The organism is Lentzea sp. NPDC102401 (assembly GCF_044765805.1).
Taxonomy (GTDB): domain Bacteria; phylum Actinomycetota; class Actinomycetes; order Mycobacteriales; family Pseudonocardiaceae; genus Lentzea; species Lentzea sokolovensis.
This window is the reverse complement of sequence record NZ_JBIWKS010000004.1, coordinates 232,122-248,403: the sequence shown is the minus strand read 5'-3', so window position 1 is coordinate 248,403 and position 16,282 is coordinate 232,122. Positions and strand designations below refer to the sequence as shown.

At 68.5% G+C, this 16,282-nt stretch carries 18 protein-coding genes and 2 riboswitches; of the genes, 12 read left to right on the top strand and 6 right to left on the bottom strand.

What is annotated here, in order from left to right; genetic code table 11:
* Positions 1-22: 22 nt before the first annotated feature.
* A complete protein-coding gene (locus tag ACIRG5_RS16245) occupies positions 23-373 on the bottom strand; it encodes a hypothetical protein (protein WP_319977219.1) in 351 nt (116 codons plus the stop codon).
* An 89-nt stretch (positions 374-462) separates the two neighbouring features.
* Between ACIRG5_RS16245 and ACIRG5_RS16240 the strand changes: the two genes are divergently transcribed.
* Both ACIRG5_RS16240 and ACIRG5_RS16235 read left to right on the top strand, forming a co-directional pair.
* On the top strand, positions 463-996 hold the full coding sequence (locus ACIRG5_RS16240; protein WP_402905340.1) for a DM13 domain-containing protein: 534 nt from the start codon (positions 463-465) through the stop codon (positions 994-996).
* A gap of 214 nt (positions 997-1,210) precedes the next feature.
* Positions 1,211-2,161: an AraC family transcriptional regulator gene (locus tag ACIRG5_RS16235; protein WP_402905338.1), complete on the top strand. Its 951-nt coding sequence runs from the start codon at positions 1,211-1,213 to the stop codon at positions 2,159-2,161.
* Position 2,162: 1 nt separating this feature from the next.
* Here the strand turns inward: ACIRG5_RS16235 and ACIRG5_RS16230 are convergent, their stop codons facing one another.
* The 4 genes from ACIRG5_RS16230 to ACIRG5_RS16215 all read right to left on the bottom strand — a co-directional run bounded on the left by ACIRG5_RS16230 (position 2,163) and on the right by ACIRG5_RS16215 (position 6,090).
* Entirely contained in the window at positions 2,163-2,291 is a 129-nt protein-coding gene (locus tag ACIRG5_RS16230; RefSeq protein ID WP_319977216.1) for a hypothetical protein, read from the bottom strand.
* A 60-nt stretch (positions 2,292-2,351) separates the two neighbouring features.
* On the bottom strand, positions 2,352-4,331 hold the full coding sequence (locus tag ACIRG5_RS16225) for a 3-hydroxyacyl-CoA dehydrogenase NAD-binding domain-containing protein (protein ID WP_402906173.1): 1,980 nt from the start codon (positions 4,329-4,331) through the stop codon (positions 2,352-2,354).
* Positions 4,332-4,397: 66 nt separating this feature from the next.
* Positions 4,398-5,600 (bottom strand): acetyl-CoA C-acetyltransferase, encoded by a 1,203-nt coding sequence (locus ACIRG5_RS16220; RefSeq protein WP_319977214.1) that lies wholly within the window; start codon positions 5,598-5,600, stop codon positions 4,398-4,400.
* A gap of 55 nt (positions 5,601-5,655) precedes the next feature.
* Complete coding sequence (locus ACIRG5_RS16215) at positions 5,656-6,090, bottom strand: GNAT family N-acetyltransferase (RefSeq protein WP_402905335.1); 435 nt, start codon at positions 6,088-6,090, stop codon at positions 5,656-5,658.
* A 106-nt stretch (positions 6,091-6,196) separates the two neighbouring features.
* Here ACIRG5_RS16215 and ACIRG5_RS16210 point away from each other — a divergent pair, with 106 nt between their 5' ends.
* The 8 genes from ACIRG5_RS16210 to glyA all read left to right on the top strand — a co-directional run bounded on the left by ACIRG5_RS16210 (position 6,197) and on the right by glyA (position 13,218).
* Positions 6,197-7,333 (top strand): acyl-CoA dehydrogenase family protein, encoded by a 1,137-nt coding sequence (locus ACIRG5_RS16210; RefSeq protein ID WP_402905334.1) that lies wholly within the window; start codon positions 6,197-6,199, stop codon positions 7,331-7,333.
* Positions 7,330-8,454, top strand: coding sequence for a CaiB/BaiF CoA transferase family protein (locus tag ACIRG5_RS16205; protein WP_402905332.1), 1,125 nt, complete (start codon positions 7,330-7,332; stop codon positions 8,452-8,454). Before ACIRG5_RS16210 ends, ACIRG5_RS16205 begins: the two co-directional genes overlap by 4 nt.
* Positions 8,455-8,791: 337 nt before the next feature.
* A complete protein-coding gene (locus ACIRG5_RS16200) occupies positions 8,792-8,971 on the top strand; it encodes a hypothetical protein (protein ID WP_330273407.1) in 180 nt (59 codons plus the stop codon).
* Positions 8,972-9,135: 164 nt separating this feature from the next.
* Positions 9,136-9,627: a transcriptional regulator gene (locus ACIRG5_RS16195; protein ID WP_090012227.1), complete on the top strand. Its 492-nt coding sequence runs from the start codon at positions 9,136-9,138 to the stop codon at positions 9,625-9,627.
* Positions 9,628-9,849: 222 nt separating this feature from the next.
* Positions 9,850-10,203 carry a hypothetical protein gene (locus ACIRG5_RS16190; protein WP_402905330.1) on the top strand — a complete coding sequence of 118 codons (354 nt, stop codon included), beginning with the start codon at positions 9,850-9,852 and terminating at the stop codon, positions 10,201-10,203.
* A 14-nt stretch (positions 10,204-10,217) separates the two neighbouring features.
* Entirely contained in the window at positions 10,218-10,520 is a 303-nt protein-coding gene (locus tag ACIRG5_RS16185; RefSeq protein ID WP_093597120.1) for a DUF3817 domain-containing protein, read from the top strand.
* Between the two features lie 45 nt (positions 10,521-10,565).
* Positions 10,566-10,656: riboswitch (glycine riboswitch) on the top strand.
* Positions 10,657-10,748: riboswitch (glycine riboswitch) on the top strand.
* Between the two features lie 96 nt (positions 10,749-10,844).
* A complete protein-coding gene (gene gcvT, locus ACIRG5_RS16180; protein ID WP_402905328.1) occupies positions 10,845-11,939 on the top strand; it encodes a glycine cleavage system aminomethyltransferase GcvT in 1,095 nt (364 codons plus the stop codon).
* Between the two features lie 13 nt (positions 11,940-11,952).
* On the top strand, positions 11,953-13,218 hold the full coding sequence (gene glyA, locus ACIRG5_RS16175) for a serine hydroxymethyltransferase (RefSeq protein ID WP_360041396.1): 1,266 nt from the start codon (positions 11,953-11,955) through the stop codon (positions 13,216-13,218).
* Positions 13,219-13,384: 166 nt separating this feature from the next.
* Here the strand turns inward: glyA and ACIRG5_RS16170 are convergent, their stop codons facing one another.
* On the bottom strand, positions 13,385-14,062 hold the full coding sequence (locus ACIRG5_RS16170) for a hypothetical protein (protein WP_402905326.1): 678 nt from the start codon (positions 14,060-14,062) through the stop codon (positions 13,385-13,387).
* 154 nt (positions 14,063-14,216) lie between these two features.
* Between ACIRG5_RS16170 and ACIRG5_RS16165 the strand changes: the two genes are divergently transcribed.
* Both ACIRG5_RS16165 and ACIRG5_RS16160 read left to right on the top strand, forming a co-directional pair.
* Positions 14,217-15,443, top strand: a complete 1,227-nt coding sequence (locus ACIRG5_RS16165; RefSeq protein ID WP_402906171.1) for a class I SAM-dependent methyltransferase — start codon at positions 14,217-14,219, stop codon at positions 15,441-15,443.
* Positions 15,440-16,210, top strand: coding sequence for a DUF1295 domain-containing protein (locus ACIRG5_RS16160; protein ID WP_402905325.1), 771 nt, complete (start codon positions 15,440-15,442; stop codon positions 16,208-16,210). Before ACIRG5_RS16165 ends, ACIRG5_RS16160 begins: the two co-directional genes overlap by 4 nt.
* Positions 16,211-16,282: the final 72 nt, after the last annotated feature.

The following is a 16,282-nucleotide window of genomic DNA, read 5'->3' as shown; positions in this document are numbered from 1 at the left end:
GCCCCCGGTTGAGTGATCGCCGTCACTGATCTGTTATCCGGGCGAGCACCAAACTGGCCCCGGCAAGGCCTGCCACCAGCACGGTTCCGGTCAGATGCCACGTCGGAGCGTCACCCGAGCAGGTGAACACCTCGGTGAAGCGTTCCGAGGAGCAGGTGACGAACGGGACCGAGGAGAGGGCGATCGAGGAGGCCGCCACCCCGCCCAGCAGTGCCGAGCCGAACGTGCGCATCAGCGGGAACGCGGCGTTGGCCGTGCCCACCGCCGCGATGGCGAAGAGGAGCGGTACGGGTCTCGGGAACAGGCCTGTCAGCGCGCAGCCGACCATCAGGACGCCGAGCACGGCCTGGCCGATCCTCGCCTGTGTCGCCACGGCTAGGGACCCTAACAACTCCGTAAGCTCTTTTCGGTCCGGTTTGGGCCAGTATTTTCGGTATGCGTCATCGCCGATTCCTGATCCCCGTGTCAGTTTTGCTCGTCGTCGCGCTCGGGGTCGGGTTGTACCTGTTCCAGCCGTGGAGGCTGCTCACGGTTCGGGAAACGCACGACGCGTTGCTCGTGCCCCCCGCGCCGACTTCCACGTCCGTCTCGGCGCCGGTCTCCGCACCGGTGTCAGCGCCGGTCTCCACGTCCGTCCCGGCGCCCGTGGAAACGGCGAAAGAGGTCGCGACGGGGCAGTGGCGTTCACTTGAGCACGCGACCACCGGCAAGGCGAGCCTCATCAAGCTGCCGGGTGGCGGGCATTCGGTCCAGTTCGCCGCGCTGGACACGAGCGATGGCCCTGACCTGTACGTTTACCTGTCGCCGCACGCGTCGAACTCGTCGGAGAAGACGTTCGGGCAGGGATTCACGAGCCTCGGCAAGCTGAAGGGGAATCGTGGCGACCAGGTGTACGAAATTCCTTCCGGCGTGGATGTTTCCGGCATTCGGAGTGTCGTGATCTGGTGCCAGCGGTTCAGTGCGGGCTTCGCTGTAGCACCACTGGAACAAGCCTGAAACATCGGCACCCTGGCTGCTCTCTTCGCTCTATTGACTTTCTTGGTCTAGACCACATAGCGTTAACGTCAACGGACACAACGTCCCTTGTCGATGGGCGTGCGGAAGCCCCGTTGGCAAGGAGTACGGCTCACTGGGTGGGCCCGCCGCGGCGGTGACGCGACTCCTGCTCTCCCCGGAGCCGCGCCACCGCCTGTGGCGTTTACTGTGGGTCGTGCACACCAGGACCGTGGCGATCCATTACGTGCGTGCGGCGCTCCGCGCGTGCCCGGAGCCGTCCGCCGTCCTGCACGGCGCGGGCATCCCCTCAAGCCTTCTCGCGGACGACCGTGCGCGCGTGACTCCCGCGCAGTACACGAAGTTCATCCAGACGCTCTGGGAAGTCCTCGACGACGAGTTCATGGGCTTCGGGCCACGGCCGTCGAAGCGCGGCACGTTCGCCATGATGTGCCTGCTCGCCGTGCACTGCCCGGACCTCGAATCGGCCCTCAAACGCGGCCTCGCCTTCTACGCGCTCTTCGACGACCCGCTGGAGCTGTCGCTCGCCGACGGCCGCTTCACGCTCCACATCCCCGGCGACCCCGACCACTTCCTCACCGAGTCGCTCCTCGTGCTGTGGCACCGGTTCTCGTCGTGGCTCATCGGCCGCCGCATTCCGTTGCAGAGCGCCGAGTTCGGTTATCCGGAACCCGCGCACGCCGCCGAGTACCACCTGATCTTCGGCTGCCCGCTGCGGTTCGGCGCGGACGCCACCACGATCGCGTTCGACCCGAAGTTCGTGCGCATGCCGGTCGTGCAGGACGAGGCGGCGCTGAAGCGGTTTCTGCGGCACTCGCCGGCGGAGTTGTTGTCGCGCCGGGACCACGGCGCGGACACGGCGGGGCACGTGCGGCGGCTGCTCGGGCGAGGGGTGTCCGGGCTGGAGGCCGTGGCGGCGCAGCTCGGGGTGTCGGCACCGACGTTGCGCAGGAGGCTGGCGGGCGAGGGGACGTCGTTCCGCGAGGTGCGCGAGCAGCTGCTGCGCGACCAGGCCGTGGCGTCGCTGGTGCGGGGCGGGGAGTCGGTGGAGGAACTGGCGCTGCGCCTCGGGTTCTCCGAGGCGAGCGCCTTCCACCGGGCCTTCAAACGCTGGACCGGCTCGTCGCCGGGCTCCTACCGGGCCTGACTCACCAGTCCCAGGCGTCGCCGGCGGCGACCGTGTCGGTGGCCGGCAGGTACGAGTCGATCGCGGCCGGACCCGCCAGCGCCAGCATCGCGGCCGCGGCGGACACCATCGCAACGAAGAATTTTCTCATGTGAAAGAGAATGCGGCCGCCACGAGGACGGCCGCAAGCACTCCAAAACGTCCCAAAAGGTCAGAACCTGTCGCGCTCCCGCAGCGAGGCGGGCGGCCGGAACCGCTCCCCGTACGTGTCGGCGAGGTAGTCCGCGCGCTCCACGAACGCCTGCACGCCGTAGGAGTTGATGAACTGCAGCGTGCCACCGCTCCACGGCGCGAAGCCGAACCCGAAGATCGAGCCGATGTTCGCGTCCGCCACGGACGTCAGCACACCCTCGTCCAGGCAGCGCACGGTCTCCAGCGACTGCACGAACAGCAGCCGGTCGCGCACGTCCTGCTCGGACACCCCGGCGTCGGCCTTCGCGTACCGGGTGGTGAGCTCGGGCCAGAGGAACTTCCTGCCGCCCTCCGGGTACTCGTAGAAGCCCGCGCCCGTCGACTTTCCGCTACGTCCCAAGGACACCAGCTCGCGGATGAGGTCGTACGCCGGGCTCTCCGACACCAGCGACGGGTCGTCGGCGACGGTCTGGTCGTGGATCTTCAGCTGCAACGACAGCGTCACCTCGTCCGACACCGCCAGCGGGCCGACCGCCATGCCGGACTTCTTCGCCACGTTCTCGATCAACGCCGGCGCCACGCCCTCGGCCAGCATCGTGATCGCCTCGATCACGTACGTGCCGAACGTCCGCGAGGTGTAGAAACCGCGCGAGTCGTTGACCACGATCGGCGTCTTTCCGATCTGCCGCACGTAGTCCAGCGCGCGCTGGAGCGTCTCCTCCGACGTCTTCTCGCCGCGGATGATCTCCACGAGCCGCATCTTCGGCACCGGCGAGAAGAAGTGCAGGCCGATGAACCGCTCCGGCGCCGTCACCGCCGACGCGAGACCGGTGATCGGCAGCGTCGAGGTGTTGGACGCGATCACGGCGTCCGGCAACGCCTTCGCTTCGGCAGCCGGCAGAACCTTGTTCTTCAGCTCGCGGTTCTCGAAGACGGCCTCGATGATCAGGTCGCAGCCCGCGAGGTCGTCGTCGGAGTCGGTCGGCGTGATGCCTTCCAGGCCCTGAGCGCCCTTCTGGGCACCTTCGAGGCTGACGTCCTTCAGGACCACCTCGATGCCGGCCTTCGCGGACACCTCGGCGATTCCGGCGCCCATCATGCCCGCGCCCAGCACGCCGAGCTTGGCCACGCGCTGTCCCGTCGCGGACGCGCGGCCGTTGACCTCGTTGAGGTTGAACCAGAACGCCGTGATCATGTTCTTGGAGACCTGACCGGAGGCCAGTTCCACGAAGTAGCGGCCCTCGATCTGAAGCGCCGTGTCGAAGTCGACGTAGGCGCCCTCGACGGCCGTCGCCATGATCTTCTCCGGCGCCGGGTACACGCCGTGCGACTTCTTGCTCAGCACGGCGGGAGCCGCGGCGAGCAGGCCGTAACTGTTGGGGTCGCCGAACTTCAGGTCCGGCACGCCCGCGCCCTGCACGTCCCACGGCTGCGTCGGAGCCGGGTTCGCCAGGATCCACGCGCGTGCTTCGGAGATCAGCTCCTCGCGGGTGTCCACGACCTGGTGCACGATTCCGGCCTGCAGCGCGCGTTCCGGCCGCAGCTGCTTGCCCTCCATGAGCAACGGCAACGCCTTCTGCACGCCCAGCAGGCGCACCATGCGCGTGACGCCACCGCCGCCGGGCAGCAGACCGAGCGTCGCCTCTGGCAGGCCGACGCGGATGCCGTTGTCGTTCAGCACGATCCGGCGGTGCGAGGCCAGTGCGATCTCGAACCCGCCGCCGAGCGCGGTCCCGTTGATCGCCGCCACGACCGGCTTGCCGAGCTTCTCCAGCCGGCGCAGCTGCGACTTGAGCTCCTCGACGCCTTCCAGCGCCTGCGAGGCGTTCTCCGGCGTGATCGCGATCAGCACGTTGAGGTCGCCGCCCGCGAAGAACGTCTTCTTGGCGGACGTGATGATCACACCGGAGATGTCGTCGCCCTCGAGCTTCGAGACGGCGTCGCCCATCAGCTCGCGGTACTCGTCGTTCATCACGTTGGCGGAGCCGGACATGTCCATCGTCAGGGTGACGATGCCGTCCTCGCCCTTGTCGTAGTGGAACGTGCCAGAAGAGTTCGACACAGCTCAGACCCTCTCGATGATCGTCGCGATTCCCATGCCGCCGCCCACGCACAACGTGGCCAGGCCGCGGCGCAGGTCCCGGCGCTCCAGCTCGTCCAGCAGCGTGCCCAGGATCATGCAGCCGGTGGCGCCCAGCGGGTGGCCCAGCGCGATCGCGCCGCCGTTGACGTTGACCTTGTCCTCGGGGATGTCCATGTCCCGCAGGAACTTCAGCACGACCGACGAGAACGCCTCGTTGACCTCGAACAGGTCGATGTCCTCGACCGAGAGCCCCGCCTTGTCCAGCGCCTTGCGCGCGGACGGCGCCGGTCCGGTGAGCATGATCGTCGGCTCGGTGCCCACGACGGCGACCGAGACGATGCGGGCGCGCGGGGTCAGTCCGAGAGCCTTGCCCGTCGCCGCGGAGCCGATCAGCATCGCGGCGGCGCCGTCGACGATCTGCGAAGAGTTGCCCGGCGTGTGCACGTGGCTGATGCGTTCGACGGTGGGGTAGCGGTCGATCGCGACGGTGTCGTAGCCGAGGTCGCCGTGGAACTGGAAGCTGGGCTTCAACCGGCCCAGGGACTCCACGGTGGACTCGGGACGGATCGTCTCGTCCTCCTTGAGCACCACCGTGCCGTTCTGGTCGACGACCGGCACCACGGACCGCTCGAACCGGCCGTCCTTCTGCGCCTCGAACGCGCGGGCGTGCGACCGGGCGGCCCACGCGTCGACGTCCGTGCGGGAGAAGCCCTCCAGCGTCGCGATCAGGTCGGCCGACACGCCCTGCGGCACGAACGACAGGTCGAAGTTCGTCGCGGGGTCGATCGCCCACGCGCCGCCGTCCGAGCCCATCGGCACGCGCGACATCGACTCGACGCCGCCCGCCACCACCAGGTCCTCGAACCCGGACGCGACCTTGGCCGCGGCGAGGTTCACCGACTCGAGGCCCGACGCGCAGAACCGGTTGAGCTGCACCCCGGCCGGACGCTGGTCCCACCCGGCGGCCAGCACGGCGGTGCGGGCGATGTCACCGCCCTGCTCACCGAGCGGAGACACCACGCCGAACACGACGTCGTCCACCGCGGAGGTGTCGAGAGAGTTGCGTTCGGACAGCGCGCGCAGCACACCGGCGGCCAGATCGACGGGCTTCACGCTGTGCAGCGATCCGCGCTTCCCCTTGCCGCGCGGCGTGCGCACCGCGTCGAAGATCAAGGCTTCGCTCATGACACCACGCTAGGCCCGCGCGCAGGAGCTGGCCATGACCGTGAAGGGTGACCGATTAGCTCACCCGGAACTCCATGTGCTCCGGCTCTTCGACGTCGACGAAGCCCAGGCGTTCGTAGAGACGGCGAGCAGGCAGGTTGTGGTCGTACACCTGCAGCCGCACGACCTTCCAGCCTTCCTCGGCCGCCCACGCCTGCACCGTTCTGACCAGCGCCTCGCCGACGCCCCGGCCGCGGTGGGAGTCGCGCACCCACATCGAGTAGAGGTAGAGGCCCTCTGGCTGCGCGGTGGCGGCGACCAGGGCGACGGGACGGGCGTCGAGCGCCACGAGCTTCAGGCCCTCCGCCGCGCGGTCACGCCACTCGTTCTCGGTGTACGTCCGCTCGCGCGCCAGGGTGGAGCCGAACTCCTCGGGGTCGCTGGCCAGCGCGTCCAGGCGGACGTCACGCCAGAGCTCCCACTCGTCCGGCATGACCTGGTGGATCTGCATGTGAAGCAGTCTGGACGACCGGGGTGGGAATTTCGCTCAGTTTTTCGGGCCCGTGCAGGCGCGGCGGTCATGGCGTGGATCACCGCCCGGTGGTTACGTGGACCGCATGGCAGAGCGTCGATCGCGGTGGATGGACAGCGACCTGGACCAGTTGCGCCAGCTCGCCCGCACGTTCATGGAGAAGGAGGTCGCGCCGCACCAGGAACGCTTCGCCGAGCAGAAGCAGGTCGACCGCGACCTGTGGCGCAAGGCCGGTGAGCTCGGGCTGCTGTGCATCAGCATCCCCGAGGAGTACGGGGGCGGTGGCGGCACGTTCGCCCACGAGGCCGTGTTGCTGGAAGAGCAGGCACGGGCCGGCGACAGCTCGTGGGGCAACAGCGTCCACAGCGGCATCGTGGCGCACTACCTCAACTCCTACGGTTCCGAGGAGCAGAAGCAGCGCTGGCTGCCCAAGCTCGCGTCCGGCGAGTACGTCGGCGCGATCGCGATGACCGAACCCGGCGCGGGCTCCGACCTGCAGGGCATCCGGACGAAGGCGGTCAGGGACGGCGACGAGTACGTCATCAACGGCTCGAAGACGTTCATCACGAACGGCGTGCACGCCGATCTGGTGATCGTCGTGGCCAAGACCGACCCGGCCCAGGGCGCGCAGGGCATCTCGCTGCTCGTCGTGGAGAACGACATCCGGCGCGGCCGCGTGCTCGACAAGGTCGGCATGAAGGGCCAGGACACCGCCGAGCTGTTCTTCGACGACGTCCGCGTGCCCGCCTCCAACCTCCTGGGGGACGCCGAGGGGCTCGGGTTCGTCCAGCTCATGCAGCAGCTCCCGCAGGAACGGCTGATCATCGGCGTCTGCTGCATCGCGGGCATCGAGGCGGCCGTCGACGTGACGCTCAAGTACGTGAAGGAGCGCACGGCGTTCGGCAAGGAGCTGATGAAGTTCCAGAACACCCGCTTCAAGCTCGCCGAGTGCGCCACTGAAGCCGCTGTCACCAGGGCGTTCATCGACGAGTGCGTCGAGAAGCACCTCAAGGGCGAACTCGACATCCCCACGGCCGCGATGGCGAAGTGGTGGGCCAGCGACCGGTTGGGCAAGGTCGTCGACGAGTGCGTGCAGCTCTTCGGCGGCTACGGCTACATGAACGAGTACCCGATCGCGCGTGCCTGGTCCGACGCCCGCGTCCAGCGGATCTACGGCGGGACGAACGAGATCATGAAGGAAATCATCGCGAGGTCCCTGTGACCGGGCCCCTCGCAGGTCTGAAGGTCGTCGAGCTCGCGGGTCTCGCGCCCGCGCCGTTCGGTGCCATGGTGCTGGCCGACCTCGGCGCCGACGTGATCCAGGTGCACAAGCCGGGGAGCGTGCAGACGATCCCCGGCGACTTCCTCGGCCGCAACCGGCGCTCGGTCGCGATCGACACCCGCACGCCAGAGGGCGCTGAGCTGGTTCTCGGCCTGGTCGAACGCTCGGACGTGCTGATCGAGGGCTTCCGGCCGGGGGTGACCGAACGGCTGGGCATCGGGCCCGCGCAGTGCCTCGCCCGCAACCCGCGCCTTGTATATGGACGCATGACCGGGTGGGGCCAGGACGGGCCGCTCGCCGACCGCGCCGGCCACGACATCAACTACATCGCCGTCGCGGGCGCGCTGGAGCCGCTGGGACGTGCCGGGGGGCCGCCGTCGTTCCCCATCAACCTCCTGGGCGACTTCGGCGGGGGAGGGCTGCTGCTGGCGCTGGGCGTGCTCGCCGCGCTGTACGAACGGGAGCGCTCCGGACGCGGCCAGGTCGTGGACGCCGCGATGGTCGACGGGGCGGCGTTGCTGACGACGTTCCTGCACGGGATGCGGTCCGCGGGCATGTGGTCGGGCGGGCGCGGCGAGAACATGCTCGACGGTGGAGTGCCGTTCTACGACGTCTACGAGGCCGCCGACGGGCAGTACGTGGCGGTGGGCGCGCTGGAGGAGCGGTTCTACGCCGACCTGGTGCGCGTGCTCGGCCTGGAGGACGCGCCCTCGCGCAACGATCCGGCGAACTGGCCTGAGCTGCGGGAGCGCATCGCGGCGGCGGTGAAGACCCGGCCGCGGGACGAGTGGGCGGACCTCGCGCGGGACACGGATGCCTGCCTGGCTCCGGTGCTGACCCCCGCCGAAGCGGCGCGGCATCCGTACAACGAGGCGCGTGCCGCGTTCGTGGACGTGTCCGGTGCTCCGCACCCGGCGCCGGCACCTCGGTTCGACCGGACTCCCGCGGCGGTTCCGACGGCCCCGGTTCCCGTCGGGGTGAACACCGGGGAAGTGCTTGCCGACATGGGTGTGGCGGACGGCCGAATTATGGAACTGCGGCGGTCTGGAGTAATTGGATGAATGCTCGGGTGCGCATTAATAGCGCCACGAAGGCGTGACGGTGCGTGATGGGGTGAGTTCGGCATCCGGGTGAGCCCCGGTGCAACAGTCTCTCTTCCAAGCTGTGGGATGCGAGGGAGTCCGTGTTCACCTCGTGCCCAGGACATCGGCGCTGTTGAGGCCTGTCTTTAGCCGCCATTCGGGTGACGTTGGCCGCCCTGCAGGCGTGCGTCCCTGGTGGATCCTGGGACGAGTTGGGCGTGGTCGTTGTTCATCGCAAGGGTGAATGAGGGACCATGACGGGTGACACGGGCGGTCCGCCGCCTGACCGGTGAACCACACGGACGGAGAGGTACCTGTGAACCTCAAGAAGGTGCTAGTGCTGGCGGGCGTCGCGCTGGTGCTGTTCCTCCTGATCACCCGGCCAGAAGAGTCCGCTTCGGCGGTCCAGACGGCTCTCGGCTGGCTGCGGGACGGCGCGGAGTCGATCATCACCTTCGTCAGGAGCCTCTTCGGCACGGCCACCCCTCTCAACTAGTGACGTTCGGTGATCCTCGGCCGTCTGCGTTGAGCCGGATGGGTGGAATGAGGCCAATCACGCACTGGTAACGGGTGTTCTGGGGATTCAGGGTCTGGCGATTGTCAGACCTACCGAATACCTTCCGCTGCAATGGCCGATCCCCGACCGACGAGGAGGCACATATGGTCGAGGACTCCGGGGTCCACGAGCTGTTGCAGCAGTGGGCGGCTGAACGGTCTGACGACGCAGAGATGCAGGAGGTGAACCGGATCAAGAACGCGTGGCTCGCGGAGGCTCCCCCCTCGGCGCCAGGCATCCCCGTGCAGCGGGGAGGCAGGAGCGGGTCGCGTGGCTTGGTCAAGGTCGACTCGGCGGATCCGGCCTACGTGGCCGCGATGCGCAAGCGGGCGCCGGAGGCACCCGAGGCACTGCTCGCCGCCGCGGCGAGCTACTGGCAGCTGGTGGGCGACGTCGCCGAAGCCGAGCAGTGGTGGGACGCGGGCATCAGCCCGTTGGACCAGCGCGCGCTCGACTACCGCGCGGCCGGCCTGTCTCCTGCCGATCTCGGGAGGCGCCTGGGACCGATGACGGTTCTCCAGCACCTTCGCCGCGGTTCTGCCGCAGCCTGGTGCGTTGCTCGTCTGCAGAGGCAGCGCCGGGACGGCGTGGCGTAAGTAGGAACGGGCTGCCGGAGGCGGCAGCCCTACGTCAGCGGTGCGGCGCGCTCGCGGAGCGCGCTCGCCAAAGCTGACTTCGGAGTGTTTTTCGCCGGGGGCGGCCCCCAGACCCCCGGAAGGGCTCCCCAAGTCCCCGGGGCCCCCGCAAGGGCTCCCGGACTCCCGGGACAACTCCCCAGTAGTGTGGAGGTCGTGCGCGGCCTCCTTACCCCCCAACGAGTGCTGATCGCGTTCGCCTGTCTGGCGGCGTTGGTCGCCTGTTGCGGACTCGCGTGGTGGCAGTGGCAGCGCTTCGAGTCCGCCAGCGGCACGTTCCAGAATCTCGGATACGTGCTCCAGTGGCCGCTCTTCGGCCTCTTCCCCCTCTTCATGGTGTGGCGGTTCCGTCGTTTGGCGCGCCAGAACCGTGAGGCGGATCTCGCACCCGAGCCGGTTGCGGCCGCCCCGAAGCCGATGGCTACCGTTGACGCCGTCAAACCCGCGCCTGTCGAGCACTTCGACGACGAAGAAGACGCGGAGCTCGCGGCCTACAACCGCATGCTCGCGAACCTCAACGCGCGGGACGGTCGTTGAGCGAAGGCGGGCAGATGAAGGGTGCGTTGACCCGGTTCAGGGTCATGGCTTACGTGGTCGGAGTCTTCCTGCTGCTCCTGGTCGTGGCCATGGTGCTCAAGTACGCCGCGGACATGGGCGGCGCGATGAAGGTCGTCGGCCCGATCCACGGCTTCCTCTACGCCATCTACCTGGTGATTTCCGTCGACCTGGCGCTCAAGCTCCGCTGGTCGATCAAGGGCACCCTGCTGGTGCTGCTCGCCGGCACGGTCCCGTTCCTGTCGTTCTGGGCGGAGCGCAAGGTGGTCGAGAAGACGGCGCAGGGCGTGCCGCTGTGACGTTTGGCCTGCTAGCGTCTGGGGCTACCAACTGAACACGGCCGTCGATGTCGCGCGGAAGAGACCCCTCCAGCAGGGGCGCCGAAGGAGCAATCCCTCCCCGGAATCTCTCAGGCACAGGTACCGCGCGACGAAGGCAACTCTGGAAAGCAGGCTGCTCGGCAGCCTCGCCCACGGTGCAAGCCACCTCGGTGGTGAAGCTCTCAGGCTCATGACAGAGGGGGAGGCTCGCTCTAGTGAGGAGTCTCCGATGGACCGTGTCATTCTTCTGATGCCTCAGCCGGCCGCGTCCGGCTCTTCGGCGCACCCTGGAGGAGCGTTCTGATGTCCCGCCTCACGCCTCTGAACGCCGAGCACGAGCAGCTCGGCGCGATGTTCACCGACTTCGCGGGCTGGCGGATGCCGCTGCGCTACTCGTCCGAGCTCGCCGAGCACCACGCGGTGCGCACCACCGCGGGCCTGTTCGACCTCACGCACATGGGTGAGATCGTCCTGACCGGACCGCAGGCGGGCGAGGCCCTCGACCACGCGCTGGTCGGCCACATCTCCGCGCTGGCCGTCGGCAAGGCCCGCTACACGATGATCACCCAGGCCGACGGCGGCGTGCTGGACGACCTGATCGCGTACCGCCTGGGCGACCAGGAGTTCATGGTCGTCGCGAACGCTTCCAACGCTCTGGTCGTCGCCGAGGCCCTCGTCGAGCGCGCCGCCGGTTTCGACACCGTCGTCACGGACAGGTCGACCGACTACGCGTTGATCGCGATCCAGGGCCCGAAGTCGGTCGAGATCCTGTCCGGCCTGACCGAGACGGATCTGGCGTCAGTCAAGTACTACGCCTCGTACCCTTCCACCGTGGCCGGTGTCGACGCGTTGCTCGCGCGCACGGGCTACACGGGTGAGGAGGGCTTCGAGCTCTTCGTCGCGCCCGCCGACGCGCCGGCCGTCTGGGCCGCGCTGCTGTCCGCCGGCGAGGCGCACGAGCTCAAGCCGTGCGGTCTCGGTTGCCGCGACACGTTGCGTCTCGAAGCCGGAATGCCCTTGTACGGCAACGAGCTCACGACGTCGCTGACGCCGTACAACGCGAACCTGGGCCGGGTCGTGAAGCTCGACAAGCCCGGCGACTTCGTGGGCCGCGACGCGCTGGCCAAGGTCGCCGAGTCCGGGGTGGACTCGGTCCTGGTCGGACTGAAGACCCCCGAGCGCCGTGCCCCGCGCCACGGTTACGCGGTGCTCAACGGTGACGAGGTCGTGGGCGAGGTGACGTCGGGCGCGCTGTCCCCGACCCTCGGCTACTCCGTCGCCATGGCCTACGTGACCAAGGCCAGTGCCGAGCCGGGCACCCAGTTGCTGGTCGACGTCCGCGGCAAGAAGCAGCCGGTCGAGGTCGTCGCACTTCCGTTCTACAAGCGCGCCAAGTAGGGAGATTCTCCAGATGTCCGACCAGTTCAACGCTTCCCTCGCGGAGTACGACCCCGAGGTCGCCGAAGCCGTTGCGGCCGAGTTGGCGCGCCAGCAGGGCACTCTCGAGATGATCGCCTCGGAGAACTTCACGCCCGTCTCGGTGCTGCAGGCCCAGGGCTCCGTCCTCACCAACAAGTACGCCGAGGGCTACCCCGGCCGTCGCTACTACGGCGGCTGCGAGCACGTGGACGTCGTCGAGCGTCTCGCCATCGAGCGCATCAAGTCGCTCTTCGGCGCGGGCTTCGCGAACGTCCAGCCGCACTCGGGCGCGCAGGCCAACGCGGCCGCGATGTTCGCGCTGCTCCAGCCCGGCGACACGATCCTGGGCCTGGACCTCGCGCACGGCGGTCACCTGACGCACGGCATGCGCATCAACTTCTCCGGCAAGCTCTACAACGTCGTGCCGTACCACGTCGCGGACTCCGACGGCCGCGTCGACATGGCCGAGGTCGAGCGCCTTGCGACCGAGCACCGCCCGAAGCTGATCGTCGCCGGCTGGTCCGCGTACCCGCGCCAGCTGGACTTCGCCGAGTTCCGCCGCATCGCGGACTCGGTCGAGGCCTACCTGATGGTCGACATGGCGCACTTCGCCGGCCTCGTCGCCGCCGACCTGCACCCGTCGCCCGTGCCGCACGCGCACGTCACGACGACCACGACCCACAAGACCCTCGGCGGTCCCCGTGGTGGCGTGATCCTGTCGAACGACGCCGACATCGCGAAGAAGATCAACTCGGCGGTGTTCCCCGGCCAGCAGGGCGGTCCGCTGGAGCACGTCATCGCGGCGAAGGCCGTGGCGTTCAAGCACGCCGCCTCGCCGGAGTTCGCCGACCGTCAGCGTCGCACGCTGGAAGGTTCGCGGATCCTGGCCGAGCGGCTGTCGCAGGCGGACGTCGCCGCGGCCGGCGTGAAGGTGCTGACCGGGGGCACCGACGTGCACCTGGTGCTGGTCGACCTGGTGAACTCCGAGCTGGACGGCAAGCAGGCCGAGGACGTGCTGCACCAGATCGGCATCACGGTCAACCGCAACGCCGTTCCCAACGACCCGCGTCCGCCGATGGTGACGTCCGGTCTGCGGATCGGTACGCCGGCGCTCGCCACCCGCGGGTTCGGCGAGGTGGACTTCACCGAGGTCGCCGACGTGATCGCGGAGGCCCTGAAGCCGGGCGCGGCGATCGACGAACTGCGTGCGCGCGTTGAGGTTCTGGCGGCGAAGCACCCGCTGTACTCCACGCTCTGATCCGAGAAACCGAAGGGGCGCCACCGGAGATTCGGTGGCGCCCCTTCGGCTTTGATGACCCTGGAGCGAAACGACGGGAACCCCGGCCCCTTCCCCAGGGCCGGGGTTTCACCGTGTCAGGGTGATGTGTGTCTCAGATGGACCGTCCTAACGGGATGCTGTGGGGTTACGCGGCCGGCGCCGTCACACCAGGCGGGAGGCACTCGACGTTGCGCTTGCCGTTGGGCTGGATCACGAACCACGTGCCGCCGATGCCCTGGCCGGCCCACTTGCCCGGCGCCGGGTCCTTCGAATACGTGTAGAGAGCCCAGCCGTCGATGGCGACCTGCTTCTTGCCGTCAGCGCGGGTGATCAGCGAGACCAGCTTCGAGTCGACGCCTTCCAGCTGCGGGATCGTGTCCGAGATCATCGGCGGCCACGTCACGGCGCACTGGTCGTTGCAGTTGGACTTGCCTTCAGGCTTCGGGACGTCCTTGTCGAAGCGGTAAAGGGTGCGGCCATCGCCGTCCTGGACGACCTGGCCCATCTTGTCCACGCTCTTGCCGACCAGCCTCAACGTGCTGACCGGGGCTGCTGCGGGGGGCTGCGCCGCAGGGGGCTGCGCGGCCGGAACTTCCGGGGCCTGCTGCTGAACTGGGGCTTCGGGGGCCTGTGCGGGCTCCTGGAGTACCGGGGGCTGACCCACGTCGCCGTAGTCACCGAGGACGCCCAGATCGGTTTCGGTTTGTGCCACCGGCTTGGAGTTCGTGCCACTGCCAGTGGCGCTCCAGACACCCAGACCCAGCACAACTGCCAGTCCCGCGGCGAGCCCGATGGCAATGCGGTTACGTCGGATCACACTCATGTCCTCCTCGTCCATCCGTTCGCTCTATCCAGGCCATACGGCCGGGGTTGCGTCTCGGTTCAGAAACGAACCGAACCTCGTCCTGTCTCGAACGTCTGGCGGAGCCAGGTCACGCAGGAGGTGCAGGGTGGTCGTCGCAGGTCAGCTGGCGGGAATGGCCGAAAGGGTGCTGGGCGCGCCGTTGCCAATCGGATTTCGCGCCTGGGACGGAAGTGTGGCCGGGCCGCAGGACGGCACGGTGCTCGTGATCCGCTCCCGCGACGCGTTGCGGAGGCTCGTCTGGAGTCCGAACGAGCTGGGGCTCGCCCGCGCGTACGTGAGCGGGGAGCTCGATGTGGAGGGTGATCTCGCGACCGGTCTCTCCCAGATCTGGGGGCTCGTCCGGCGGGGAGTGACCCGGCGGCCCCGGCTCTCGGAGGTCGCGAAACTCGCATTGCGACTGAAGGTGCTGGGGCCGAACCCGGACGCGCCGAAGGAGGAGGCACGGCTGCGGGGCGCGCTGCACACGAAGAGCCGCGACCGTGATGCCATTTCGCATCACTACGATCTGAGCAACGACTTCTACCGGCTCGTGCTCGATCCGAGCATGGCCTACTCGTGTGCGTACTTCACGTCCGAGGACGAGTCGGTCGCTCAGGCGCAGCACAACAAGCTGGACCTCGTGTGCCGCAAACTCGACCTGCGGCCGGGCATGCGCCTGCTCGACGTCGGCTGCGGATGGGGTTCGATGATCATCCACGCCGCGAAGCACTACGGCGTGCACGCGACCGGAGTGACGATCTCCGCTCAGCAGCGCGCGCACATCCTCGGCCGCATCGAGGCCGAGGGTCTGACCGGTCGCGTCGAGGTGCGGTTGCAGGACTACCGCGAGGTGAGCGGCGAACCGTTCGACGCGATCTCCACGATCGAGATGGGCGAGCACGTCGGCGAGAGCAACTACCCCGAGTACGCCTCGACGCTGTACCGGTTGCTCAAGCCGGAGGGGCGCCTGCTGCTGCAGCAGATGTCGCGCGGCCACAACGCACCCGGTGGCGGGGCGTTCATCGAGTCGTACGTGGCGCCGGACATGCACATGCGCCCGGTCAGTGCCACTACCGGCTTCCTCGAAGGCGCCGGCCTGGAGATCCGCGATGTGCACGCGTTGCGCGAGCACTACGTTTGGACCGTGCGGGCATGGGCGCAGACGCTCGAAGAGCGGTGGGACGAGGTCGTCGCCCTGGTCGGCGAAGGACAGGCGCGGGTCTGGCGGCTGTACCTCGCGGGCGGCGCGCTGACGTTCGAGGAGGGCAGGATGGGCGTGGACCAGATCCTCGCGGTGCGCAGGAGCGAGAACGGCCGCAGCGGCATGCCGCGAGTGCGTCGTGAGCTGGTGGCCCGATGAGCTTCCTGATCAGCTTCGTCGTGGTCTTGTTGTTGCTCAGCGGCCTGTTCCTGTACGCGGACTCCCGCAAGCGCTACGACCTGATCGACTCCGTGTGGGGCCCGGGATTCGCCGTGATCGCGGTGATCACGCTCCTGTTCGCGGAGGGCGAACCGACTCGGCAGTGGGTGGTCACCGCGCTCACCGTGGTGTGGGGAGTACGCCTGGGCGTGCACATCCACTCCCGCAACCGGGGCAAGGACGAGGACCCGCGCTACCAGGACATCCTGAGGCGTGCCAAGGGAAATCCGCGCCTGCGGATGTACCGCGTCTACCTGCTCCAGGCCGTGCTGATGTGGATCGTGTCGCTGCCGGTCCAGGCCGCACAGCATCTTTCGGCCCCTTTCGGGGTGCTGGATTGGGTGGGCGCTGGCGTGTGGACGGTCGGCTTCGTCTTCGAGGCCGTCGGTGACTGGCAGCTCTCCCGGTTCCGTGCGGACCCGGCGAACAAGGGCGCCGTGATGGACCGCGGATTGTGGCGCTACACAAGGCATCCGAACTACTTCGGCGACTCGGTCGTGTGGTGGGGCCTGTACCTGTTCGCACTGCACTCGTGGCTCGGCGCGCTCACGATCATCGGCCCGGTGATCATGACGTGGCTGCTTGCGAAGGGCAGCGGCAAACCGTTGCTGGAGAAGGACATCGTGTCGCGCCGGCCCGGCTACGCCGAGTACGTGCGGCGCACCAGCGGCTTCTTCCCGTTGCCTCCCAAGAGCAAGGTGGGCTAGGCGGCACGGCGTTCGGCCGCGCTGGGCGGGCATTCCGCTCGGCGCGGTCGGCGTCAGGCTCGCGGCGCACTG